This is a genomic window from Stappia indica (assembly GCF_001696535.1).
In the GTDB taxonomy this organism is placed as follows: Bacteria; Pseudomonadota; Alphaproteobacteria; order Rhizobiales; family Stappiaceae; genus Stappia; species Stappia indica.
Genome location: NZ_MBQE01000003.1, coordinates 496,186 through 515,899, shown reverse-complemented (window position 1 = coordinate 515,899; position 19,714 = coordinate 496,186). Strand labels below are relative to the sequence as shown.

Annotated in this window: 15 protein-coding genes; 7 read left to right on the top strand and 8 right to left on the bottom strand. The window is 67.7% G+C overall.

Annotated elements, in window-relative coordinates; translation table 11 throughout:
- Positions 1–60 precede the first annotated feature (60 nt).
- Positions 61–1,524: a betaine-aldehyde dehydrogenase gene (gene betB / locus BBX35_RS13660; RefSeq protein WP_067221038.1), complete on the top strand. Its 1,464-nt coding sequence runs from the start codon at positions 61–63 to the stop codon at positions 1,522–1,524.
- A 7-nt stretch (positions 1,525–1,531) separates the two neighbouring features.
- Here betB and BBX35_RS13655 read toward each other — a convergent pair whose 3' ends face one another.
- The gene (locus BBX35_RS13655) at positions 1,532–2,644 is read right to left on the bottom strand and encodes a quinone-dependent dihydroorotate dehydrogenase (RefSeq protein WP_067221036.1); all 1,113 of its coding nucleotides are present in this window, start codon (positions 2,642–2,644) and stop codon (positions 1,532–1,534) included.
- Positions 2,644–2,985: a DUF952 domain-containing protein gene (locus BBX35_RS13650; protein WP_067221033.1), complete on the bottom strand. Its 342-nt coding sequence runs from the start codon at positions 2,983–2,985 to the stop codon at positions 2,644–2,646. The genes BBX35_RS13655 and BBX35_RS13650 overlap by 1 nt, the downstream gene beginning before the upstream one ends.
- 294 nt (positions 2,986–3,279) lie before the next feature.
- Between BBX35_RS13650 and BBX35_RS13645 the strand changes: the two genes are divergently transcribed.
- The 4 genes from BBX35_RS13645 (at position 3,280) to BBX35_RS13630 (ending at position 9,578) form a co-directional block, all read left to right on the top strand.
- Positions 3,280–3,954 carry a S24 family peptidase gene (locus BBX35_RS13645; protein ID WP_067221030.1) on the top strand — a complete coding sequence of 225 codons (675 nt, stop codon included), beginning with the start codon at positions 3,280–3,282 and terminating at the stop codon, positions 3,952–3,954.
- A 51-nt stretch (positions 3,955–4,005) separates the two neighbouring features.
- Positions 4,006–5,037, top strand: coding sequence for a thermonuclease family protein (locus BBX35_RS13640; protein WP_067221027.1), 1,032 nt, complete (start codon positions 4,006–4,008; stop codon positions 5,035–5,037).
- 607 nt (positions 5,038–5,644) lie between these two features.
- On the top strand, positions 5,645–7,354 hold the full coding sequence (locus tag BBX35_RS13635; protein WP_067221023.1) for a methyl-accepting chemotaxis protein: 1,710 nt from the start codon (positions 5,645–5,647) through the stop codon (positions 7,352–7,354).
- 514 nt (positions 7,355–7,868) lie between these two features.
- The gene (locus BBX35_RS13630; protein WP_067221020.1) at positions 7,869–9,578 is read left to right on the top strand and encodes a methyl-accepting chemotaxis protein; all 1,710 of its coding nucleotides are present in this window, start codon (positions 7,869–7,871) and stop codon (positions 9,576–9,578) included.
- A gap of 86 nt (positions 9,579–9,664) precedes the next feature.
- Here the strand turns inward: BBX35_RS13630 and BBX35_RS13625 are convergent, their stop codons facing one another.
- Positions 9,665–11,329, bottom strand: coding sequence for a lysine--tRNA ligase (locus BBX35_RS13625; protein ID WP_067221016.1), 1,665 nt, complete (start codon positions 11,327–11,329; stop codon positions 9,665–9,667).
- 250 nt (positions 11,330–11,579) lie between these two features.
- On the opposite strand from BBX35_RS13625, the gene BBX35_RS13620 reads away from it, so the two are divergent.
- Positions 11,580–11,993, top strand: a complete 414-nt coding sequence (locus BBX35_RS13620; RefSeq protein ID WP_067221013.1) for a tellurite resistance TerB family protein — start codon at positions 11,580–11,582, stop codon at positions 11,991–11,993.
- Between the two features lie 22 nt (positions 11,994–12,015).
- Here BBX35_RS13620 and BBX35_RS13615 read toward each other — a convergent pair whose 3' ends face one another.
- From BBX35_RS13615 to apaG, 4 genes are all read right to left on the bottom strand, one after another.
- Entirely contained in the window at positions 12,016–14,094 is a 2,079-nt protein-coding gene (locus BBX35_RS13615; RefSeq protein ID WP_171901452.1) for a putative bifunctional diguanylate cyclase/phosphodiesterase, read from the bottom strand.
- 211 nt (positions 14,095–14,305) lie between these two features.
- The gene (locus BBX35_RS13610; RefSeq protein WP_067221008.1) at positions 14,306–16,390 is read right to left on the bottom strand and encodes a putative bifunctional diguanylate cyclase/phosphodiesterase; all 2,085 of its coding nucleotides are present in this window, start codon (positions 16,388–16,390) and stop codon (positions 14,306–14,308) included.
- A 248-nt stretch (positions 16,391–16,638) separates the two neighbouring features.
- A complete protein-coding gene (locus BBX35_RS13605) occupies positions 16,639–17,070 on the bottom strand; it encodes a PACE efflux transporter (RefSeq protein WP_067220996.1) in 432 nt (143 codons plus the stop codon).
- A gap of 179 nt (positions 17,071–17,249) precedes the next feature.
- Positions 17,250–17,642, bottom strand: coding sequence for a Co2+/Mg2+ efflux protein ApaG (apaG, locus tag BBX35_RS13600; RefSeq protein WP_067220993.1), 393 nt, complete (start codon positions 17,640–17,642; stop codon positions 17,250–17,252).
- Between the two features lie 250 nt (positions 17,643–17,892).
- Here apaG and BBX35_RS13595 point away from each other — a divergent pair, with 250 nt between their 5' ends.
- Positions 17,893–18,495, top strand: coding sequence for a CDP-alcohol phosphatidyltransferase family protein (locus BBX35_RS13595; protein WP_067220990.1), 603 nt, complete (start codon positions 17,893–17,895; stop codon positions 18,493–18,495).
- On the opposite strand, the gene BBX35_RS13590 is transcribed toward BBX35_RS13595, so the two are convergent.
- Positions 18,492–19,688 carry an O-succinylhomoserine sulfhydrylase gene (locus tag BBX35_RS13590; protein WP_067221592.1) on the bottom strand — a complete coding sequence of 399 codons (1,197 nt, stop codon included), beginning with the start codon at positions 19,686–19,688 and terminating at the stop codon, positions 18,492–18,494. The genes BBX35_RS13595 and BBX35_RS13590 overlap by 4 nt on opposite strands.
- Between the last annotated feature and the right edge of the window lie 26 nt (positions 19,689–19,714).

The window sequence follows — 19,714 nt, the reverse complement described above, 5'->3', positions numbered from 1 at the left end:
CTTAGACTTGCCTTACACTCATTCGTAAAATTCCGGTCCGTGTCCGCCAGGAGAGAGTTCATGCGTGCCCAGCCCCCCGCTTCGCATTTCATCAACGGCAGCTACCAGGAAGACCCGCACGGGCGGCCGATCGAGAACCGCTATCCGGCGACCGGCGAGGTGATCGCCCGGCTCTGCGCCGCCGGCTCCGAGACGGTCAACGCCGCCGTTGCCGCGGCGCGCTCCGGCTTCCGCGTCTGGGCGGCGACGCCGGCGGCCGAGCGCGGGCGGGTGCTGCGGCGGGCGGCGGACCTGCTGCGCGAGCGCAACCGGGAGCTCTCCGAGCTGGAGACGCTGGACACCGGCAAGCCGCTGCAGGAAACGCTGGTGGCGGACGCGGCCTCCGGCGCCGATTGCCTGGAATATTACGGCGGCCTTGCTGCAACCCTCACCGGTGAGCACATCGATCTCGGCGGCTCCTTCGCCTATACGCGGCGCGAGCCGCTCGGCGTCGTCGGCGCCATCGGCGCCTGGAACTACCCCATCCAGATCGCCTGCTGGAAGGCGGCACCCGCGCTCGCCTGCGGCAATGCAGTGGTGTTCAAGCCCTCGGAGCTGACCCCGCTCAGCGCGCTCAAGCTGGCCGAAATCTTCAAGGAAGCCGGCCTGCCGGACGGCGTCTTCAACGTGGTGCAGGGCTATGGCGAGACCGGCGCGCACCTGGTCGAGCATCCGGATGTCGCCAAGGTCTCGCTGACCGGCTCGGTGCCGACCGGCACCCGGGTCGCCGAGATCGCCGCCCGCACGCTCAAGCATGTGACGCTGGAGCTCGGCGGCAAGTCGCCGCTGATCGTCTTCGACGACGCCCATCTCGACAATGCGGTGTCGGCGGCGATCAACGCCAATTTCTACTCCTCCGGCCAGATCTGCTCGAACGGCACCCGCGTCTTCGTGCAGAGGGGGCTAAAGGAGGCTTTCCTCGAGAGGCTGACCGAGCGCACCGCCCGCGCAAGGCTCGGCGACCCGATGGACGAGAGCGTCGACACCGGCCCGCTGGTCTCGCAAGCCCAGCTCGACAAGGTGCTCGGCTACATCGAGGCGGGACGGCGCGAGGGCGCGCGGCTTGTCTGCGGCGGCAACCGCGCCACCGTGCAGGCCTTCCCGGACGGGCTTTTCGTCGAGCCGACGGTCTTTGCCGATGTCGTCGACCACATGACCATCGCGCGCGAGGAGATCTTCGGCCCCGTCATGTGCGTGCTCGACTTCGAGAGCGAGGAGGAAGCGGTGGCGCGCGCCAATGCGACCGAGTTCGGCCTTGCCGCCGGCGTCTTCACCCGCGACATCGCCCGCGCCCACCGGGTGATCGGCGCGCTGCATGCGGGTACCTGCTGGATCAACACCTACAACCTGACGCCGATCGAAATGCCCTTCGGCGGCTACAAGAAGTCCGGCATCGGCCGCGAGAACGGCCATGCCGCCATCGAGCACTACAGCCAGGTGAAGTCCGTCTACGTGGAGCTCGGGGACGTCGCCAGCGCCTATTGAGGGCGCCTCAGACGTTCCCTTGTCCGTCCGGGTCGGCCTTGGCCCAGGCTTCCGCATTGCGGCCGCTCGCCTCGCCAAGGTCGGCAAGGCCATGCCGGTCGAGGCAGGCGGACAGATGCGTCAGGATGCGGCCGACCAGCCCGGGCCCCTCGTAGACGAGGCCCGTATAGAGCTGCAGCAGGCTGGCACCGGCCGTGATCTTGGTCCAGGCCGCCTCGCCGCTGTCGATGCCGCCGACGCCGACGATGGGCAGGCGCGGTCCGACGCGCAGGCGCATGCGGGCAAGCGCGATGGTCGCGCGGCGAAACAGCGGCCGCCCCGACAATCCGCCGGCCTCGGCCGCGCCCTTGCGGTCGGTGAGACCATTTCGCGCCAGCGTCGTGTTGGAGACGATCAGCCCGTCGATGCCGGCGGCCAGCACCTCGGCGGCGATGTCGTCGAGCCCGGCCTCGTCCATGTCCGGCGCGATCTTCAGCAGCACCGGCACCGCGCGGCCGTGGACGCCGGCCATCTTCTCCCGCGCGTCCATCACCCGGCCGAGCAGCTCCTTCAGCGCCTCGCGCGCCTGCAGGTCGCGCAGGCCCGGCGTGTTCGGCGAGGAGATGTTCACCGCGAAATAGGAGGCAAGATCGGCGAAGGTCTCAATGCCGGCCACATAGTCGGCGATACGGTCGACCGCGTCCTTGTTGGCCCCGACATTCACCCCGACGATGCCGCCGCGATGGCGCCGCGCGACGAGCCGCGCGCGCAGCGCCGCATGGCCCTCGTTGTTGAAGCCGAGCCGGTTGATCACGCCCCGGTCGACCGGCAGGCGAAAGACGCGCGGGCGCGGATTTCCTTCCTGCGCCAGCGGCGTCACGGTGCCGGCCTCGGTGAAGCCGAAGCCGAGCGCCAGCAGCGCGTCGGGCACCTCGCCGTTCTTGTCGAAGCCGGCGGCCATGCCGAGCGGATTGGGGAAGGCGAGATCGGCAAGCGTCACCGCCAGCCGTCCGTCCTGCGGCACCTTGCAGGCCGGCGTCAGCCCGGTCGCCAGCGCCTTGACGGTCAGCCCGTGGGCGGTCTCCGCATCCAGCGAGAAGAGCGCCTTGCGGGCGAGCGCGTCGACGGCCGAGGAAAACATCACAGCCCCTCCGGGAAGAGATGCGCGCCGTCCGCTCCCAGCGGCAGGTCGCGCACCCAGCGCACCGCCGACATGTCCAGCTCGCCGTACAGATGCGGGAACAGCGCCCCGCCGCGCGAGGGCTCCCATTTCAGCTCTTCGCCCAGCGCCTCGGCCTCGATCGCGACGAGGACAAGTCCCTCCTGCCCGGCGAAATGCTTCGCCGCGGTCTCGCGCACCTGGTCGGCTGCGGAAAAATGGATGAACCCGTCGGCCAGGTCCACCGGCGCACCGGAAAACCGCCCCCGTGCCTCGGCCTGTTGCCAGTCCTTGCCCGGAGAAATCTTGTAGATCAACGTCATGAGGCGGCCCGTCCCTGTGCGTGAAGAAGGCTTGCGCGCCGGATTACAGGCTGAGGGCCGGCCGCACAAGGCCAAGAGGCAGGCAATTGGCGAGGAAAGCGGGCAGCCGCTTGCCGGGCCAGACTGGCACTCGACTGCCATTAGGAATATATACCCGTAACGGGGATAACCCGGACAGGAAGCGCGGGACGGGCGGCCTCGACCGCCCCCGGCGTCCGGCCGTCCCGGCGGCGGCCGCAGCAACAGGCCGCCCGGCCAGGGCCGTTCCCTGGCAGGCGGCAGCGGAGCCAAACCATGCTTTCGCACGAGACCGTCTGGTCGGCCATCGACCTGCTTGCCCGGCGCAACGGGCTGACGCCCTCCGGCCTTGCCCGGCGGGCGGGGCTCGACCCCACCACCTTCAATCCATCGAAGCGCACGGCGGCGGACGGACGGCCGCGCTGGCCGTCGATGGAATCGATCGCCAAGATCCTCGGCGCCACCCGCTCCGACCTTGCCGACTTCGTCGCGCTCCTCGACGGACCGGGCTCCGCGTCCGTCAGCCTTGACGATGCCGACCGCCTGCCGCTGCCGCAGCTCAGTTCCGCCAACGGCGCCCATGCGGCCGGCGGCGGCTTCTTCCACGACGGCGACCTGCCGGCCGTGCTTGCCGGCAGCCGCGAGACCGGCGGCGCACAGGCGAGCCTTGCAGAGATCCCTTGCGAAGACTGCGCCATCCGTGTCACCGGGGGGGACATGCTGCCCTTCTACCGGGAGGGCGACATCATCGTCATCTCGCCGAAGCGGGCGATCCAGCGCGGCGACCGGGTGGCGCTGCGCCTTGCCTCGGGCGAGCTGAGGGCGCGCATCTTCGCCCGGCGCCTGCGCGGCCGCATCGAGCTGTCGCCGCTGGACGCGCAGGCCGTGCCGGAGCGGCTGGCCGCCGCGGACATCGCCTGGATGGCCCGGATCATCTGGGCGAGCCAGTAACCACCAGCCGCGCCAGAACGGCAAACGAAAGCGCGGCAAACGGGAACGGATATGGGACGCACCTTCCTCATCGCAGTGCTGATCGCCGGCGCGCTTGCCGCCGCCGCCGACTATGGCAGCGGCGGGATGCTGCGCGACATGGCGCTCGGCTCGGGCGAGGACGGCGCGCAGGCGAGCCTCGACCGCGCATCGGAGCCTGCCGCCTCTCCCGAGACGAAGGCCGAGGTCCCGCCCCAACCCCAGACACCTCCCCAGATCCAGACACCTCCCCAGATCCAGACACAGCCCCAGATCGCGGCTCCTGCCCCGGCTCCGGCCGAGCCCGCCCCGCCGCCTGCCCTTGTGCAGCTTCCCGATGCGCCGAACCCGTCGAGCATCCGCAACGTCACTCCGTCCGACATCCTGCCGCCGCCGCGCGTCTCCGGCCCCCTGAAGCGCGTCGCCGCGCAGCTGCCGAAGCTGCCCGAGCGCGAGATCCCGACCGAAATCACCTTCCACCAGCCGCTGGTCATCGATGCCGGCAGCTTCCGCACCAAGCAGCTGACCATCCGCCTTGCCGGCATCGACGCACCGACACCAGAGGAAACCTGTCCCTCACGTCTCGGCGGCACCTGGCCCTGCGGCATGCGGGCGCGCACGGCCCTGCGCGGCCTCGTCCGCCGGCACGCCATCACCTGCGACGGCATGCAGGACACCCCCGCCGGCGTGGTGCTGGCGCAGTGCCGCAAGCAGGGCACGGATCTCGCCGCCTGGATGGTGGCGCAGGGCTGGGCCCGCCCCGGAGAAGGCGCGGGCGAGGACCTTCTCGCCTCTGCGGAAGCCGCCCGCGAAGCACGCCGCGGCATCTGGCAGCTCGATGGGCCGGCGCCGCTCTCCCCCTTCCCGTCACTGGCAACCGACGCGGGACAGGACGGCGAGACGCCATCAGCAGGCGACGGCGGCGCGGAGCCCACCGACGGACAAGCCACCTCCGCGACGGCGGGCGCTCCCGGCACGGACATGGCCCCCGCTCGCGGCTTGTCCCTGGATCTTCCGCCGGTGGAGATCACCGAGACCCCGTGGCACCCGGGCAACCTCGACTGACGCCCGCAGCCGCCGGCGCATCACGGCTGTTTTTTTAGGGCTTCCCCCGAAAAACCGGGGACAACAGCGCCGTAAGGGCAGAACCGAACGGACGTTGCGGCAAGGCCACCTTCACGAGGCCGCATCCAGTAAAAATCGCAGGGCACGGCCGCATCAGGAAAAACGCGGACCCGACATCCGCATCCTTTCCACAAAATCTGCAGACAATCCGACAACTATACTGTTTTCCCCGCGCCTTTTCGGCACCTGATGGGCGTTCGATTTTGCAAGAACTTCATCGACAGACGACAATACGAACTCTTTCAAGATCATTCGAGCGCCAAACAAATTTAATATAATTATCGACGAACACTCGATTTCGAATGCAGCTCTCGTCAGCCGCATGTATTGGCGACATATTTAATCGAAATTTAACTCAGCGCGTACGATCAAGTTATCACCGAGACCATCTCGGACAACTTGCACGAACCAGCGCGCCTCGCACGGATTTCAAGAACAGAAAAACAGCAATATTCGAAACAAGATAAATAAAACCGTTCGAAATATTGCCGAGCTCATCCGCCCGCCGCGCCCCTGCCCCACGATCTCAAACTCTGCGAGCCCCGTCATGCTGCGGCTATCCAACATCCGGATTCTCTACAAGATCCTCCTGGTCATCGCGCTCCTCAGCGCGATTGCCGGCGTTCTCACCTATCAGGCGATCTCCGCCATGACCGTGATGGACAGCGCCAGCGTGCGCATGTCCTCGCAGGCCACCAACTCGCGCCTCATCGCCCAGCTGAGCGCCAATCTGATGGCGATCAGCCGTGAGAATTACCGGATGGCCGCCGACCCGCGCCCCGAGACCCTGAAAGAAGCGCGCGAGGGGATCGCCCGGGAGCGCGAGGGCTTCGCCAAGGGCATGGCCGATGTCCGCAGCGGAGACTCCGCCTGGATCACCGCCGACCTCGACCAGATGCAGGCGCGCTGGGACACGTTCCAGACCGAAGTCGATGAAGACGTCGATCTCGTCACGACGATGGGAGGCAATCGCACCGCCGAGCAGTCGGTCATCCTCAGCGACTCGATGGACGCCACCCTCGCCGCCAGCCGGACCGTGCGCCAGTCCTTCGTGGACCTGTCCGCGAAGCTGACCCAGGAGGTCGAGCGGCTGAAGCAGGAGGCCAACGCCGCCTATCGCCAGAGCGAGACGACCATGATCACGCTGGCGATCGCCGGCATCATCGGCGGCGTCTTCGTCGGCTTCCTGCTCACCCGCTTCGGCATCGTCAACCCGATCCGCGCGCTGATGGGCAGCGTCCGCCAGCTCGCCGACGGCCAGTTCGACATCGAGGTTGCCGGTCGCGATCGCAAGGACGAGGTCGGCGAGATCGCCCAGGCCGTCGAGGCGTTCAAGGTCAAGCTGGCCGAAGAGGCCCGCCGCGAGGCCGAAGCGAAGGTCCAGCGCGACCTGAAGGCCGCCGAACAGCGCCGCGTGGAGATGAACCGCATGGCCGACGACTTCGAGAATGCGGTCGGCGAGATCGTCAACATCGTCTCCTCGGCGGCGACCGAGCTGCAGGCTGCGGCCGGCACACTGACCTCCTCGGCCGAAGAGACCAGCTCGCAGTCGGCTTCCGTCGCCGCGGCAGCCGAGCAGGCGGCGGTGAACGTGCAGACCGTCGCCTCGGCGGTGGAGGAGCTCGCGAGCTCCGCCGGGGAGATCGGCCGCCAGGCCGAGCAGTCGCGCGAGGTTGCCGGCCGCGCCGTCACCGAGGCCGCCCGCACGACGACGCGCATGAACGAGCTGCGCACCAATGCCGACCAGATCGGCGCCATCATCAGCCTGATCGACGAGATCGCCGAGAAGACCAACCTACTTGCGCTGAATGCCACCATCGAAGCGGCGCGTGCGGGCGAGGCAGGCCGGGGCTTTGCGGTCGTCGCCAACGAGGTCAAGGGGCTCGCCGAGCAGACCGCCAAGGCGACCGCCGAGATCTCCAAGCAGATCAAGTCGATGCAGAGCTCGACGCTGGATGCCAGCGAGGCGATCTCCGGCATCGGCCGCACCATCGAGGACATGTCCAGCATCTCCGCGGCGATCTTCGCGGCCGTCGGCGAGCAGGGCAACACCACCACCGAGGTCGCACGCAACGTGCAGCAGGCCTCGCAAGGAGCCGGCGAAGTGACGTCCAACATCGTCGGCGTCACCCAGGCCGCGCAGGAGGCGAGCTCCGCCTCGGCGCAGGTGCTCTCCTCCGCCAGCGAGCTGGCGCAGCAGTCGGAGATCCTGCGCTCGCGCATGTCGGAGTTCCTCCAGACCGTGCGCGCGGCCTGAGACAGGCTGCTCAGAGCGCCTTCGCGCCGCCTCCCCCTCCTGCCGGCCCGTGCCGGCAGGACACGGAACCTGAAAAGGGCTGCCCTCGGGCAGCCCTTTTTCGTTTTCTCGCCAGCAACGCGAAGCAAAGCCGCGTCCTACGATAGACTGCGTACGTTGGATCACGACCCTGTCAGAATTTCCCCAGGACTTTCCACAATTACCCAGCGTCAATATTGGCAAGATCACACATTCCCGTGATCGCGAAGCTCGAAACGGAGACAGCGGCCCATTCGGCTCGGTCAAATCTTCATACAATTAACCTAACATTCATATTCGCATTCGAAAACTCAGGGTCAACAAAGGCAAAAACGTCAAAATTTCGCCAGTTTGCGCAAGATCAACAACAAGACTACCGAATCTCGAAAGATAACGACTCGGTCGAGACGCAAATATTCAGGCGGTTATCCAAGGAAGGCAGCGCCGGTCGGCCCAAACCATTGCCCTGTCGGGCTTTATAGACAGGAGAAGATCCATGCCATTTCTGGCAAACATGAAGATCATCACAAAAATTCTCGTCGTCATCGGTTTTCTCGGCGCCATCGCCGGCGGGCTGAGCTACATCGCCATTACCGGCATGAACGAGATGAACGCCTCCAGCGAGCGCATGGACCGCGAGGCGACCAATGCCCGCCTCGTTGCCTCGCTCGGCGCGAATGTGGTCGCCATCGGCCGTGCAGAGAGCCAGCTCGGCACCGATCCACGCCCCGAAGCTGTCGCGCAGATCCAGACGCAGATCGATGCGGAGCGCGCCCGCTTCGCCGACCGTCTCGACCGGGTGCGCCAGGCCTCGACCGGCGACATCCTTGCCAGTGCCGAGCGGGTCGCGAGCGAGTGGGAGACCTTCCTCGGCGGCGTCGAGCAGACCCTTGCCGCCGCCCGGCGCGTCGAGGGCTTCGAGATGACCGAAGCCACGGCCCAGCTGCGCGAGCAGGTGCAGCAGAGCGCCCAGCGCGGCAACGCCCTGCGCCAGACCCTTCTCGACATCTCCCGCGATCTGGAAGACCGGGTCGGCGCGTTGAAGGACGAGGCGACGGCCCAGTACGAGGCGAGCTCCAGGCTGCTCCTGATCGTCACCTTCGGCGGCATCGTGCTGGGCATCGGCGTCGGCTTCGCCATCGCCAAGTTCGGCATTGCCGATCCGCTGCGCCGCCTCGTTGCCATGGTACAGCGCCTGGCCGGCGGCGAGTTCGACATCGAGATCGAGGGCCGCGATCGCAAGGACGAGGTCGGCGAGATCGCCCAGGCCGTCGAGGCCTTCAAGGTCAAGCTGGCCGAGGAGGCCCGTCAGGAGGCGGAAGAGAAGATCGTCGCGGATCGCGAGCTGGCCGAAAAGCGCCGCGTCGAGATGAACCGCATGGCCGACGACTTCGAGAACGCGGTCGGCGAGATCGTCAACATCGTCTCCTCGGCGGCGACCGAGCTGCAGGCTGCGGCCGGCACGCTCACCGCCTCCGCCGAAGAGACCAGCTCGCAGTCGGCCTCCGTTGCCGCGGCAGCCGAGCAGGCGGCGATGAACGTGCAGACCGTCGCCGCAGCGGTGGAGGAGCTGGCGAGCTCCGCCGGCGAGATCGGTCGCCAGGCCGAGCAGTCGCGCGAGGTTGCCGGCCGTGCCGTCAGCGAGGCGACGCGCACCACCGACCGGATGGGCGAGCTGCGCACCAATGCCGACCAGATCGGCGCCATCATCAGCCTGATCGACGAGATCGCCGAGAAGACCAACCTGCTTGCCCTCAACGCCACCATCGAGGCGGCGCGGGCGGGCGATGCCGGCCGGGGCTTCGCCGTGGTCGCGCAGGAGGTCAAGGGGCTTGCCGAGCAGACCGCCAAGGCGACCGCCGAGATCTCCACGCAGATCAAGTCGATGCAGAGCTCGACCCTCGAGGCGAGCGAGGCGATCTCGGGCATCGGCCGCACCATCGACGACATGTCGAACATCTCGGCGGCGATCTTCTCCGCCGTCGGCGAGCAGGGCAACACCACCACCGAGGTTGCGCGCAACGTCCAGCAGGCCTCGCAGGGCGCGGACGAGGTGACGTCCAACATCGTCGGCGTCACCCAGGCCGCCCAGGAGGCGAGCTCCGCCTCGGCACAGGTGCTCTCCTCCGCCAGCGAGCTGGCGCAGCAGTCGGAGATCCTGCGCTCGCGCATGGCCGAGTTCCTGCAGACCGTGCGCGCGGCCTGATCCTCGCCCGCACGTTCCCGGCAAACGCAAACGGGCCGCCCCATGGGGCGGCCCGTCCTGCATTCGGCAGGGCCGAATGCCTCAGGTCAGCCGGCGGAGACCAGCTCGCCGGAAATCGCCCTGGCGATCAGCGCGCGGGTCTCCGGGATGCCGTAGAGCGCCACGAAGGAGCCGAAGCGCGGGCCCTTCTCCTGGCCGAGCAGCAGCTTGTACAGCGCCGAGAACCAGGCGACGGAGACGCCCGGCCCGCCATCCGGGCTCTTCTTGTTCGGGTCCTGGTAGCGCTCGATGGCCCGGGCGACATCCAGCACCGCATCCTGGATCGCCGACCCGTCCGCGTCCTGCGGCAGGCTGGCGAGCTTTTCGTCCAGCGCCTTCAGCGCTTCCAGCTCCACCTCGTCCGGCGCGTGGAACACCTTGGCCGGCTTCACGAAATCCTCGAAGTAGCGGATCGCGTAGCCGACCAGCTCGTCGAGCTTCGGATGGCTCTGCGGCGTCACGCCCGGCACATGGCGCGAGATGAACGCCCACAGCACGTCCTTGTTCTCCGCGTTGGAGGCGGAGACGAGGTTGAGCAGCATGGTGAAGGAGACCGGCACCTCCACCTTCGGCGGGTTGCCGGAATGGATGTGCCAGGCCGGGTTGGCCAGCTGCTGCTCGACCGGCATCGAGGCGTATTTCTCCGCGAAGGCGAAATACTCGTCGACCGCCTTCGGGATAACGTCGAAATACAGCTTCTTGGCGGTCTTCGGCTTGGTGAACATGTAGAGCGCCAGGCTCTCCGGCGAGGCGTAGGTCAGCCACTCGTCGATGGTCAGGCCGTTGCCCTTCGACTTGGAGATCTTCTGACCCACCTCGTCGAGGAACAGCTCGTAGACGAAATGCTCCGGCGGCGTGCCGCCCAGCACCTCGCAGATCCGGTCGTAGATCGGCTGGTTGGTCAGGTGGTCCTTGCCGAACATCTCGAAGTCGACATCGAGCGCCGCCCAGCGGGCGCCGAAGTCCGGCTTCCACTGCAGCTTGACGTTGCCGCCGGTGACGGGGAGCGTCACGTCGGTGCCGTCCTCGTCCTCGAAGGTGATCGTGCCCGCCTTGGCGTCGACCGCCTTCATCGGCACGTAGAGCACGCGGCCCGAGATCGGCGAGATCGGCAGGAAGGGCGAGTAGGTCGCCTGCCGCTCCTCGCCGAGCGTCGGCAACATCACGTCCATGATGTCCTGGTACTTCTCGGCGGCCTTCAGCAGGATCGCGTCGAAGCGGCCGGACTTGTAGTAGTCGGTCGCGCTGGCGAACTCGTACTCGAAGCCGAAATGGTCGAGGAAGCGGCGCAGCATGGCGTTGTTGTGCGCGCCGAAGCTGTCGTGGTCGCCGCCGAACGGGTTCGGCACCGCCGTCAGCGGCATGTGCAGATACGGCTCCAGCGCGGCGCGGTCCGGCACGTTCTCCGGGATCTTGCGCATGCCGTCCATGTCGTCGGAGAAGCACAGCAGCCGGGTCGGGATGCGGTCCTCGCTGAGCAGGCGGAAGGCGGTGCGCACCATGGTGGTGCGGGCGACCTCGCCGAAGGTGCCGATATGCGGCAGGCCCGAGGGGCCGTAGCCGGTCTCGAACAGCACCGGGCGGTCGATCTTCGCCTTCTGCACGCGTTTCAGCAGCTTGCGCGCCTCCTCGAACGGCCAGGCCTTCGAGGTCCGGGCGGCCTCGACGACGGCAGGGGAAAGATCGAGTTCGGGCAGCGAAGCTGTGGTCATGTGCGGACCGTTGTCTTTGTCTTGTGTTTCGGGATTGGGGTATTCGCAAAACCGGCCGGCGGGACGCGCGGGCGCGCGGCCAGGCCGGCGCGCGACACTAGAGCGTTTCCGGGCCGAACGGAACCTTCGCATTGCAAAAAATCGCCGCAGCTTGCGGCCTTGCGACCATGGGCGTCTTGCGCTCGCCGCCTCGGGCGGCTAGGGGAAAACGCAACCGCGAACGGAAGGTCAAGAAAGGTCCGCAGATCCGATGAGCGAACGCGTCAGCCTCCAGGAAGCCCTGATCTACGTGATGGTGATGGTGTCGGCCTCCGACAGCAGCATGACCGACAAGGAGCTGCATTCCATCGGCGAGATCATCAAGACGCTGCCGGTCTTCTCCAGCTTCGACCAGCAGCGCATCGTTGCCGTGTCGCAGGATTGCGGCGAGCGCCTGCAGGCGGAGAACGGCATGTCGAACACCTTCGCGGTGATCGCCGCCAGCGTGCCGCCGGCCTATCGCGACACCGCCTATGCGCTGGGTGTGGAGATCGCCATCGCCGATGTGGCCGTTGCCCAGGAAGAGCTGCGGGTGCTGCAGCTGCTGCGCGATGCGCTCGGCCTCGACAAGCTGACCGTCGCCGCCATCGAGCGCGGCGCCCAGGCCCGCTACCGCACCACCTGACGGCCGGACAGGCCTGCCCGGCTCAGCCCGGCAGGCCGTAACCAACCCAAGGCGTCGGCCTGCCGACGTGATAGCCCTGCACCTGCGTGACCCCGAGGTCGCGCAGCACCGCCTGCATTTCCGCCGTCTCGACATATTCGGCGATGACGCCGACGCCGAGCTTGGCGGCGATGGCGACCAGCCCGGCAACCACCGTCTGCTGAAACTCGTCGTGAACCACGTCGCCGATGATCGCGCCGTCGATCTTCAGCGCGTCGACGGGGAAGTGGCGCAGATAGGCGAAGGACGACAGGCCCGAGCCGAAGTCGTCGAGAATGACGCCGCAGCCGCGCCGGCGCAGCTCGCCGGTCAGCGCCTGCGCGGTGGCAAGGCTCCTGACCGCTGCCGTCTCGGTGATCTCGAAGCACAGGCGCGTTGCCGCGTCCGGGTGCCGGTCGAGCGCGCAGAGCAGAAAATCCTTGAACTCAGGATCGCCGACCGACAGGCCGGACAGGTTGATGGACAGCCGCGTGCCCGCCTCCACCTTGTCGACATTGGCCAGCACGGTCGAGACCACCCAGCGGTCGATGCGCGGCATCAATCCGTGCCGCTCGGCCGAGCCGATCAGCGCCGCCGGCGCCAGCACGCGCCCGTCCTCGCCGATCACGCGCAGCAGCACCTCGCGGATCGGCTGGCTGCGCCCGTCCACCGGCAGGATCGGCATGGTGTAGAGCTGGAAGCGCTCGGTCTCGGCCGCGTGCGAGATGATCTGGACATTGCCCACATCCATCTGCCGGGCGATCATTTCCTCCGCATCGGGGCGGAAGACCACCGCCCGCGCGCCGCCGATCTCCTTGCCGTAGAGGCAGGCGCGATCGGCCCGGTTGAGCAGCTGGAACACGGTCAGCGGCAGTCCGCCGTCCGACTGCGGCTCGATCAGGGCAATGCCGACGCTGGCGGTCACCGCATGGGTGATGCCGCCCCAGGCGAACCGCATCGTGGCAAGGTCGGAGACCAGGCGGTTGCCGAAGGCCAGCGCCTCGGCCTCGTCCGCGCCGTTCAGCACCACGGCGAACTCGTCGCCGCCGAGCCGGGCGCAGCGCACCCGTCCCTCCGCCTCGCGGCTCTTCAGCAGGCCGGCGATCTGGCACAGCAGCGCATCGCCGCCGCTATGGCCGGAAATGTCGTTGACGATCTTGAAGTCGTCGAGGTCTATGGTCAGCAGCGCGGCCCGCTCGCCGGCGGCGACCGCCCGGGCGATCACGTCTTCCAGGTCCGCCTGCAGCACGTGCCGGTTGGCGAGCCCGGTCAGCGCGTCCTCGCGCGCCTGCCGCCGCAGCTTCTTCTCCATCAGGCTGGCCTCGGTGATGTCGCGCATCACCACGATGGCCGCGGAAATGGTGCCGTCGGCATCGCGATACGGGTCCATGCGCACCCGCAGGAAGCGCGTTTCGCCGGACGGGTCGACCAGATCGTGCTCGTATTCGACGGAGGTTCCCGAAAAGCAGCGCAGGAAATAGGTCCGCGCGCGCCTGTCGAAACGCTCGGCACCGATCAGCTCGGTGACATGCAGCCCCCGGAACTCTTCCGGCTCCATGCCGTAGAATGCCGCGTTCGAGGCATTGGTGAACTTGTAGCGGAAGTCGGTGCCGATCACCGAGATCCGGTCGGTGGTCTGGCGGACGATTTCCTCGTGCAGCGACAGCCGCTCGGTCATCGCCTCGAACTGGCTGACGTCGCGGACCGACACGACGACGCAGGCGACGTCGCCGCCGGGCGCCTCGACCGGCTGGATCGACACCTCGAACAGGCGCCCAGCCATGCGTGCGCGCACCCCCTGCACCCGCAGGCGGCAAGCATGGCCGGCAAAGGCGTTGTCGATATGCGGCTTTCGCAAGGAAAAGACCCGTTCGCCGACGATCTCGACCAGATGCCGGCCGATGACCTCCTCGCGCGTCAGGTTCTCCATGTCGAGGAACGCGCCGTCGACATCCCAGATCCGGTAGTCGCGGTCGCATACGACCACGCCGGCGCGGTTCATCTCGATGATCGCGGTTCGCACGGCGTCGCGGTCGATGGAAATCGGCCAGTCTTCGCCGAGCTCGACCGCGCGTGTCGGCATCCCGCGGCTTTTGTTCGCCGGAAGCTCGGTCGTCCGAAAAAGGCCGTCGAAACCGCTTCCGCTCATGCCACGGGATCCATACGCCATTGCAGCCTTCCGCACCCGGTTACCGGCGAGGTTCCGCAACAGCCGGTCAGCATGCAGCGCCTCATCTGCCAATCTCTACCATAGCGCGAATTTTTATTACAGTTAGGGGAGTAACCGACCTCGTTCACTCAAAAACATCCGTCCAGGAAACAGGCCGCCCGATATAAAAACCCTGGACGAGACTGACGCCGAGATCGCGCAAGACCTCCATCGTCTCGCGATCCTCCACATATTCCGCTACGACACGCACCTGCATCACCTCGGCCACGGCGACGATGCCGGCCACGATGGTCTGCTGCACCTTGTCCTCGCGCACATTGCCGATGATGTTTCCGTCGATCTTCAGCATGTCGACATCGAAGCGGCGCAGGTAGCCGAAGGACGACAGGCCGGAGCCGAAATCGTCGAGCACCACGTCGACGCCGCGCGCCTTCAGGCCGGCGATCAGGTCGAGCGCCGTCTCCATCGAGCGCACGGCCGAGGTCTCGGTGATCTCGAAGGCGAGACGGCCGGGAGCGACGGCCGCCGCATCCAGCGCCGACAGAAGGAAGTCGCAGAAGATCGGATCGCCGATCGACTGGCCGGACAGGTTGATCGACAGATGCGCATCGGCCGGAAGCTGCGGCAGGCGCTGCAGCACCGTCTCCACCACCCAGCGGTCGACCCGGCTCATCAGCCCGTGGCGCTCGGCGGCGGTGATGAAACCGGCTGGCGGCAGCGGCCGCCCGTCTTCCGACAGCACCCGCAGCAGCACCTCGTGCCAGGGCCGGCTGGTATCGTCGACCGGGGCGACCGGCATCAGGAACAGCTCGAACCGGTCGTGCTGCAGCGCGTTCTGCACCACCTGGAAATTGCCGATTTCCTCGAAGCGCGCCCGCATCTCGTTGTCGTCTGGGTGGAACACCGACAGGCGCGCGCCGCCCTTTTCCTTGGCGACCAGGCAGGCCCGGTCCGCCCAGTTCAGCACGTCCTGCACCGCCGGCGTGGAGGCGGCGAAGGCCTCCCGGTCGAGCAGCGCGATGCCGACGCTGGCGCCGATGGAAAACAGCTCGCCGTTCCAGGAGAAACCGACCGCCTCGATCGAGTGGACCACCCGCTCGCCCAGCGATACGGCTACCGCCTCGTCGGCGACATCGACGACCAGCGCGAATTCGTCGCCGCCCAGTCGCGCGACGAAGGCATCCGGGTCGAGGCTCCTCAGCAGGCTCGCCACCTGGCGCAGCAAGGCATCGCCCGCGGTGTGGCCGGCCAGGTCGTTGACCACCTTGAAGTCGTCGAGATCGACCAGCAACAGCGCCGTGCGGCAGCCTGCATTGCAGCCGCCCTCGCCGGAGCACAGCTCGATGCGACGGCCGAGTTCGCTTTCCAGCGCGTGGCGGTTGGCCAGTTCCGTCAGCGTGTCCAGCAGCGCCTGGCGGCGCATGCGGCGGTCGAGCTGCGCCGTCTCGGTGACGTCGCGCATGTTGACGATGGCGCCGATCAGCGTGTCGTCCTCGCCCTTCAGCGGCTCCAGGCGGACGGAATAATGCGTGTCCTCGCCGTCGGCGCGCGGCCTGACGAGGTCGTATTGCACCACCTCGCCGGCAAAGCAGCGGGTCAGGTGCGGCAGCACACGCTCCTCGAACCCGTCCATGCCGATGACATCGGGCACCGGCACGCCCACGACTTCCTCGGGCAGGCGGTTCCAGATCATCGCATAGGCGGGATTGGCCCACAGGAAGCTGAAGCCGCGGTCGACCACGGCCAGCGCGTCGGAGGTCTGGCGGATGACCTCGTCCTGCATCGACACGCGCTGTTCCAGCTCGTGCAGGTCGGTGCGGTCTTCCATAGACAACAGCACGCCGACCACATCGCCGGTCTCGTCACGCACCGGCTCGTGGCGGATGCGCAGCAGCTGGCCCCGGGTCGCGCGGCGAAGACCCCATTCCACGGAGACCTGCGCTTCGCCCGCCAGCGCCGCCTCGATCTGCGGCATCCGGCGCTCGTAGACGGCCTTGCCCATGACATCGGACAGGTGGCGACCGACGAAGCCGGCCCTGTCGAGCTCTTCGGTCTCCAGCAGGGCGGCGTTGACGTCGCGCACGACGAGGTTGCGGTCGAAGAACAGGATGCGGACGGAGGCAGTATCGAACGACGAACGGTAGGCATGCAGGTGCAGCTGCGACGGCGACGGCGCCAGGGCGCCGGGATCTCTCACCGTGTTGCGCATCCCCGTTCCCCTCAACCGGCCCCTGCCTCGTTCGACATTGCAGGTCCTCCCCAGAAAAACCCCGAAGGGTAAACACATATTAACAGACGATTCACGATTCGCCTGTCGAAGAGATCGAACATAACCTTCGTACTATTTATACGACGTTTACAAGATGGGGCCGTCGTTGCCGCTTCAACGGCAAACGGCGACAGGCTGTCTGCCTGTCGCCGCGAAGAGATCTCAGCACCTGACCTGTGGATCTTGCCCTATCCGTCCTGCAAGGCCGGGCGCGGCACCGGAAACACCGTGTCGTAGGCCAGGTTGAAGACGAAGGCGTAGACCACGTAGAACAGCGCCAGCGCCGCATCCATCACCAGCGCCTCGATGAGGCCGATGTCGAGATACCAGGCGATCGGCGGCACCAGGATCACCAGCAGGCCGAGTTCGAACAGCAGCGCGTGGACGATGCGCAGGCGCAGGGTCTTCGCCGTGTCGCCGCGCAGCGCCATCATCGCGTGGTCGAAGCCGAGATTGTAGATATAGGTCCACACCGTCGCGAGCGTGGCGGCGGCAACGCCGATCACGCCCATGTCGGCCAGCGCCAGGCCGAACAGCAGCGCGCCGAGCGGCGTGATGATGGCAAGGCCGATGATCTCGAAGGCAAGGGCGTGGCGGATACGGTCGAGGGTCGAACGCATGGGAAGCTCCCGGTTTTGCAAACCGGGTCGTCCCGGCCGATCTAGCCCGGCATTGGCGCGAAGCGCTGCCGGGTGAGGTCGTCCTCAGGGCCCTGATATAACCTGCCTCCCGTTCCGTTCAAGGGCGGGAACGGCAGGGCAGACCTGCGTTCGGCGCCGGCCTTGCGCAGGCGCCGCGGTCAGTTGATGCTGCGCGCCGTGCCGGGAATGTCGAGCGAGAAGGCCGGGATCGTCACGTCGAAGCGTTCGCCGTCGACGGTCTCCATCTGGTAGCTGCCCTCCATCATGCCGGAGCTGGTGCGCAACGGGCAGCCGGAGGTGTATTCGAACCGCTCGCCGGGCGCGAGCACCGGCTGCTCGCCGACGACGCCAAGGCCCCGCACCTCCTCCAGCCGGCCCAGCGCATCGACGATGCGCCAGTGGCGGGCGCGCAGGCGCACCGTGTCGAGCCCCAGATTGACGATGTCGACCGAGTAGGCCCACACGAAGCGGCTGTCGTCCGGGTTGGATTCGTCGGCGAGATAGTGCGGCTCCACCGTCACCTGGATATCGCGCGTCACCGCCCGGTACATGCCTGTCCTTCCGCCTTGTCTGTCGTCGCGGCCCGTCCTGCCGCCAGTCCGGCCGCCAGTCCGGCCGCCTGCCGGCGCGTGCCGATGGTCCCGCAATCTAATCCGGTTCTCCCGGTTTTCCAGCCCCTTGCGCGGGGGGGCGGATCGCCGAACCGTGACGGCGATTTTACCGCCCTGCCGCTTGCGCCCGCGCGCCGTCCGCGGCATTGCCTTGGATCGAGGCTTTTCCGCCTGCCGAAGGACCCGCCCCATGTTCGACGCCCGCTTGAGGCCGCTCATCGATCCGCCGCTGAATGCGGCCGGCCGGCGCCTTGCGGCTGCGGGTGTGGGCGCCGATGCGGTGACGCTCGCAGGCTTTGCCTGCGGCATCGCCGCGGCCTTCGCGATCTGCTGGCACGCGCCGCTCCTTGCCGCGCTGCTGATCCTCGCCAACCGGCTGGCGGACGGGCTCGACGGCGCGGTGGCGCGCGCCCGCGCCCGCACGGATCGCGGCGGCTATCTCGACATCGTGCTGGATTTCTTCTTCTACGGGGCGATCCCCTTCGCCTTCGCGCTCGCCGACCCGGCCGCCAACGCGCTGGCGGCCAGCGCGCTGCTGTTCAGCTTCTACATGAACGGGGCGAGTTTTCTCGGCTTCGCGATCATGGCGGAAAAGCGCGGGTTCTCGACCAGCGCGCAAGGGGCCAAGTCGCTCTACTATCTCGGCGGGCTTGCGGAAGGCGCGGAGACGATCGCCGTCTTCCTCGCCTTCTGCCTGTTTCCGGCCGCCTTCGCCCCCATCGCCTGGGCCTTCGCGGCGGTCTGCGCGGTCTCGGCGACCGCGCGTCTCGTCATGGTGTCGCGGCTGCTTTAGGCGTTGTGGGCCACGTCCAGCGCGGTCAGCAGGTCGGCCGCCAGGTCGTCCTCGTGCTCCAGGCCGACCGACAGGCGCAGCAGCCCGTCGTTGATGCCGAGCTCCGCCCTCGCCTCTTCCGCGACCGACTGGTGCGTCGTCGTCGCCGGATGGGTGATCAGGCTGCGGGCATCGCCGAGGTTGTTGGACATCTTGACGATCTTGAGCGCGTTGGAGGCGCGGAAGGCCGCCTCCTTGCCCCCCTTCAGCTCCAGCGCCAGCATGGTCGAGCCCGCCTTCATCTGGCGGCGGGCCACCTCGGCCTGCGGGTGGTCGGCGCGGCCGGGATAGATCAGCCGGGCGACCGCCGGGTGCTCGGCCAGCACATCGGCCAGCCGCGAGGCGGTGCGGGTCTGGCGCTCCACGCGCAGGGCCAGCGTCTCCAGCCCCTTCAGCATCACCCAGGCGTTGAACGGGCTCATCGCCGGGCCGGTATGCTTCATGAACGGCATCACCTCGTCGGTGATCCACTCCTCGGTGCCCAGCACCACGCCGCCCAGGCAGCGGCCCTGGCCGTCGATATGCTTGGTGGCGGAATAGACGACGATGTCGGCGCCCAGCGACAGCGGCGACTGCCAGATCGGCGTCGCGAAGACATTGTCGACGATCAGCTTGGCGCCGACCGCATGGGCCATCTCGGCGACGGCGGCGATGTCGATCACTTCCAGCGTCGGGTTGGTCGGGCTCTCCAGGAAGCAGGCGACCGTCTCCGGGCGGATGGCGGCGCGCCAGGCGTCGAGGTCGGTGCCGTCGACCAGCGTCGAGGAGACGCCGAAGCGCGGCAGCAGGGTCTCGACGATGTAGCGGCACGAGCCGAACAGCGCCTTGGCGGCGACCACGTGGTCGCCGGCCTTGCAGCAGGCCATCAGCGCCAGGTTGACGGCGGCCATGCCGCTGGCGGTGGCGCGGGCGGCTTCCGCGCCTTCCAGCGCGGCGATGCGGTTCTCGAACATCGCGACGGTCGGGTTGGCATAGCGCGAATAGACGAAGCCGGGATCGTCGCCGTTGAACCTCGCCTCGGCCGCCTCGGCCGTGGCGTAGACGAAGCCCTGCGTCAGGTACATCGCCTCGGAGGTTTCCCCGTAGGGGGAGCGTGTCGTTCCGCTATGCACCAGCGTCGTCTCGGGGTGCCAGCCGTGCCTGTTCGTCGTCATGCCGTTCTCCAAACGCAAAAACCCCG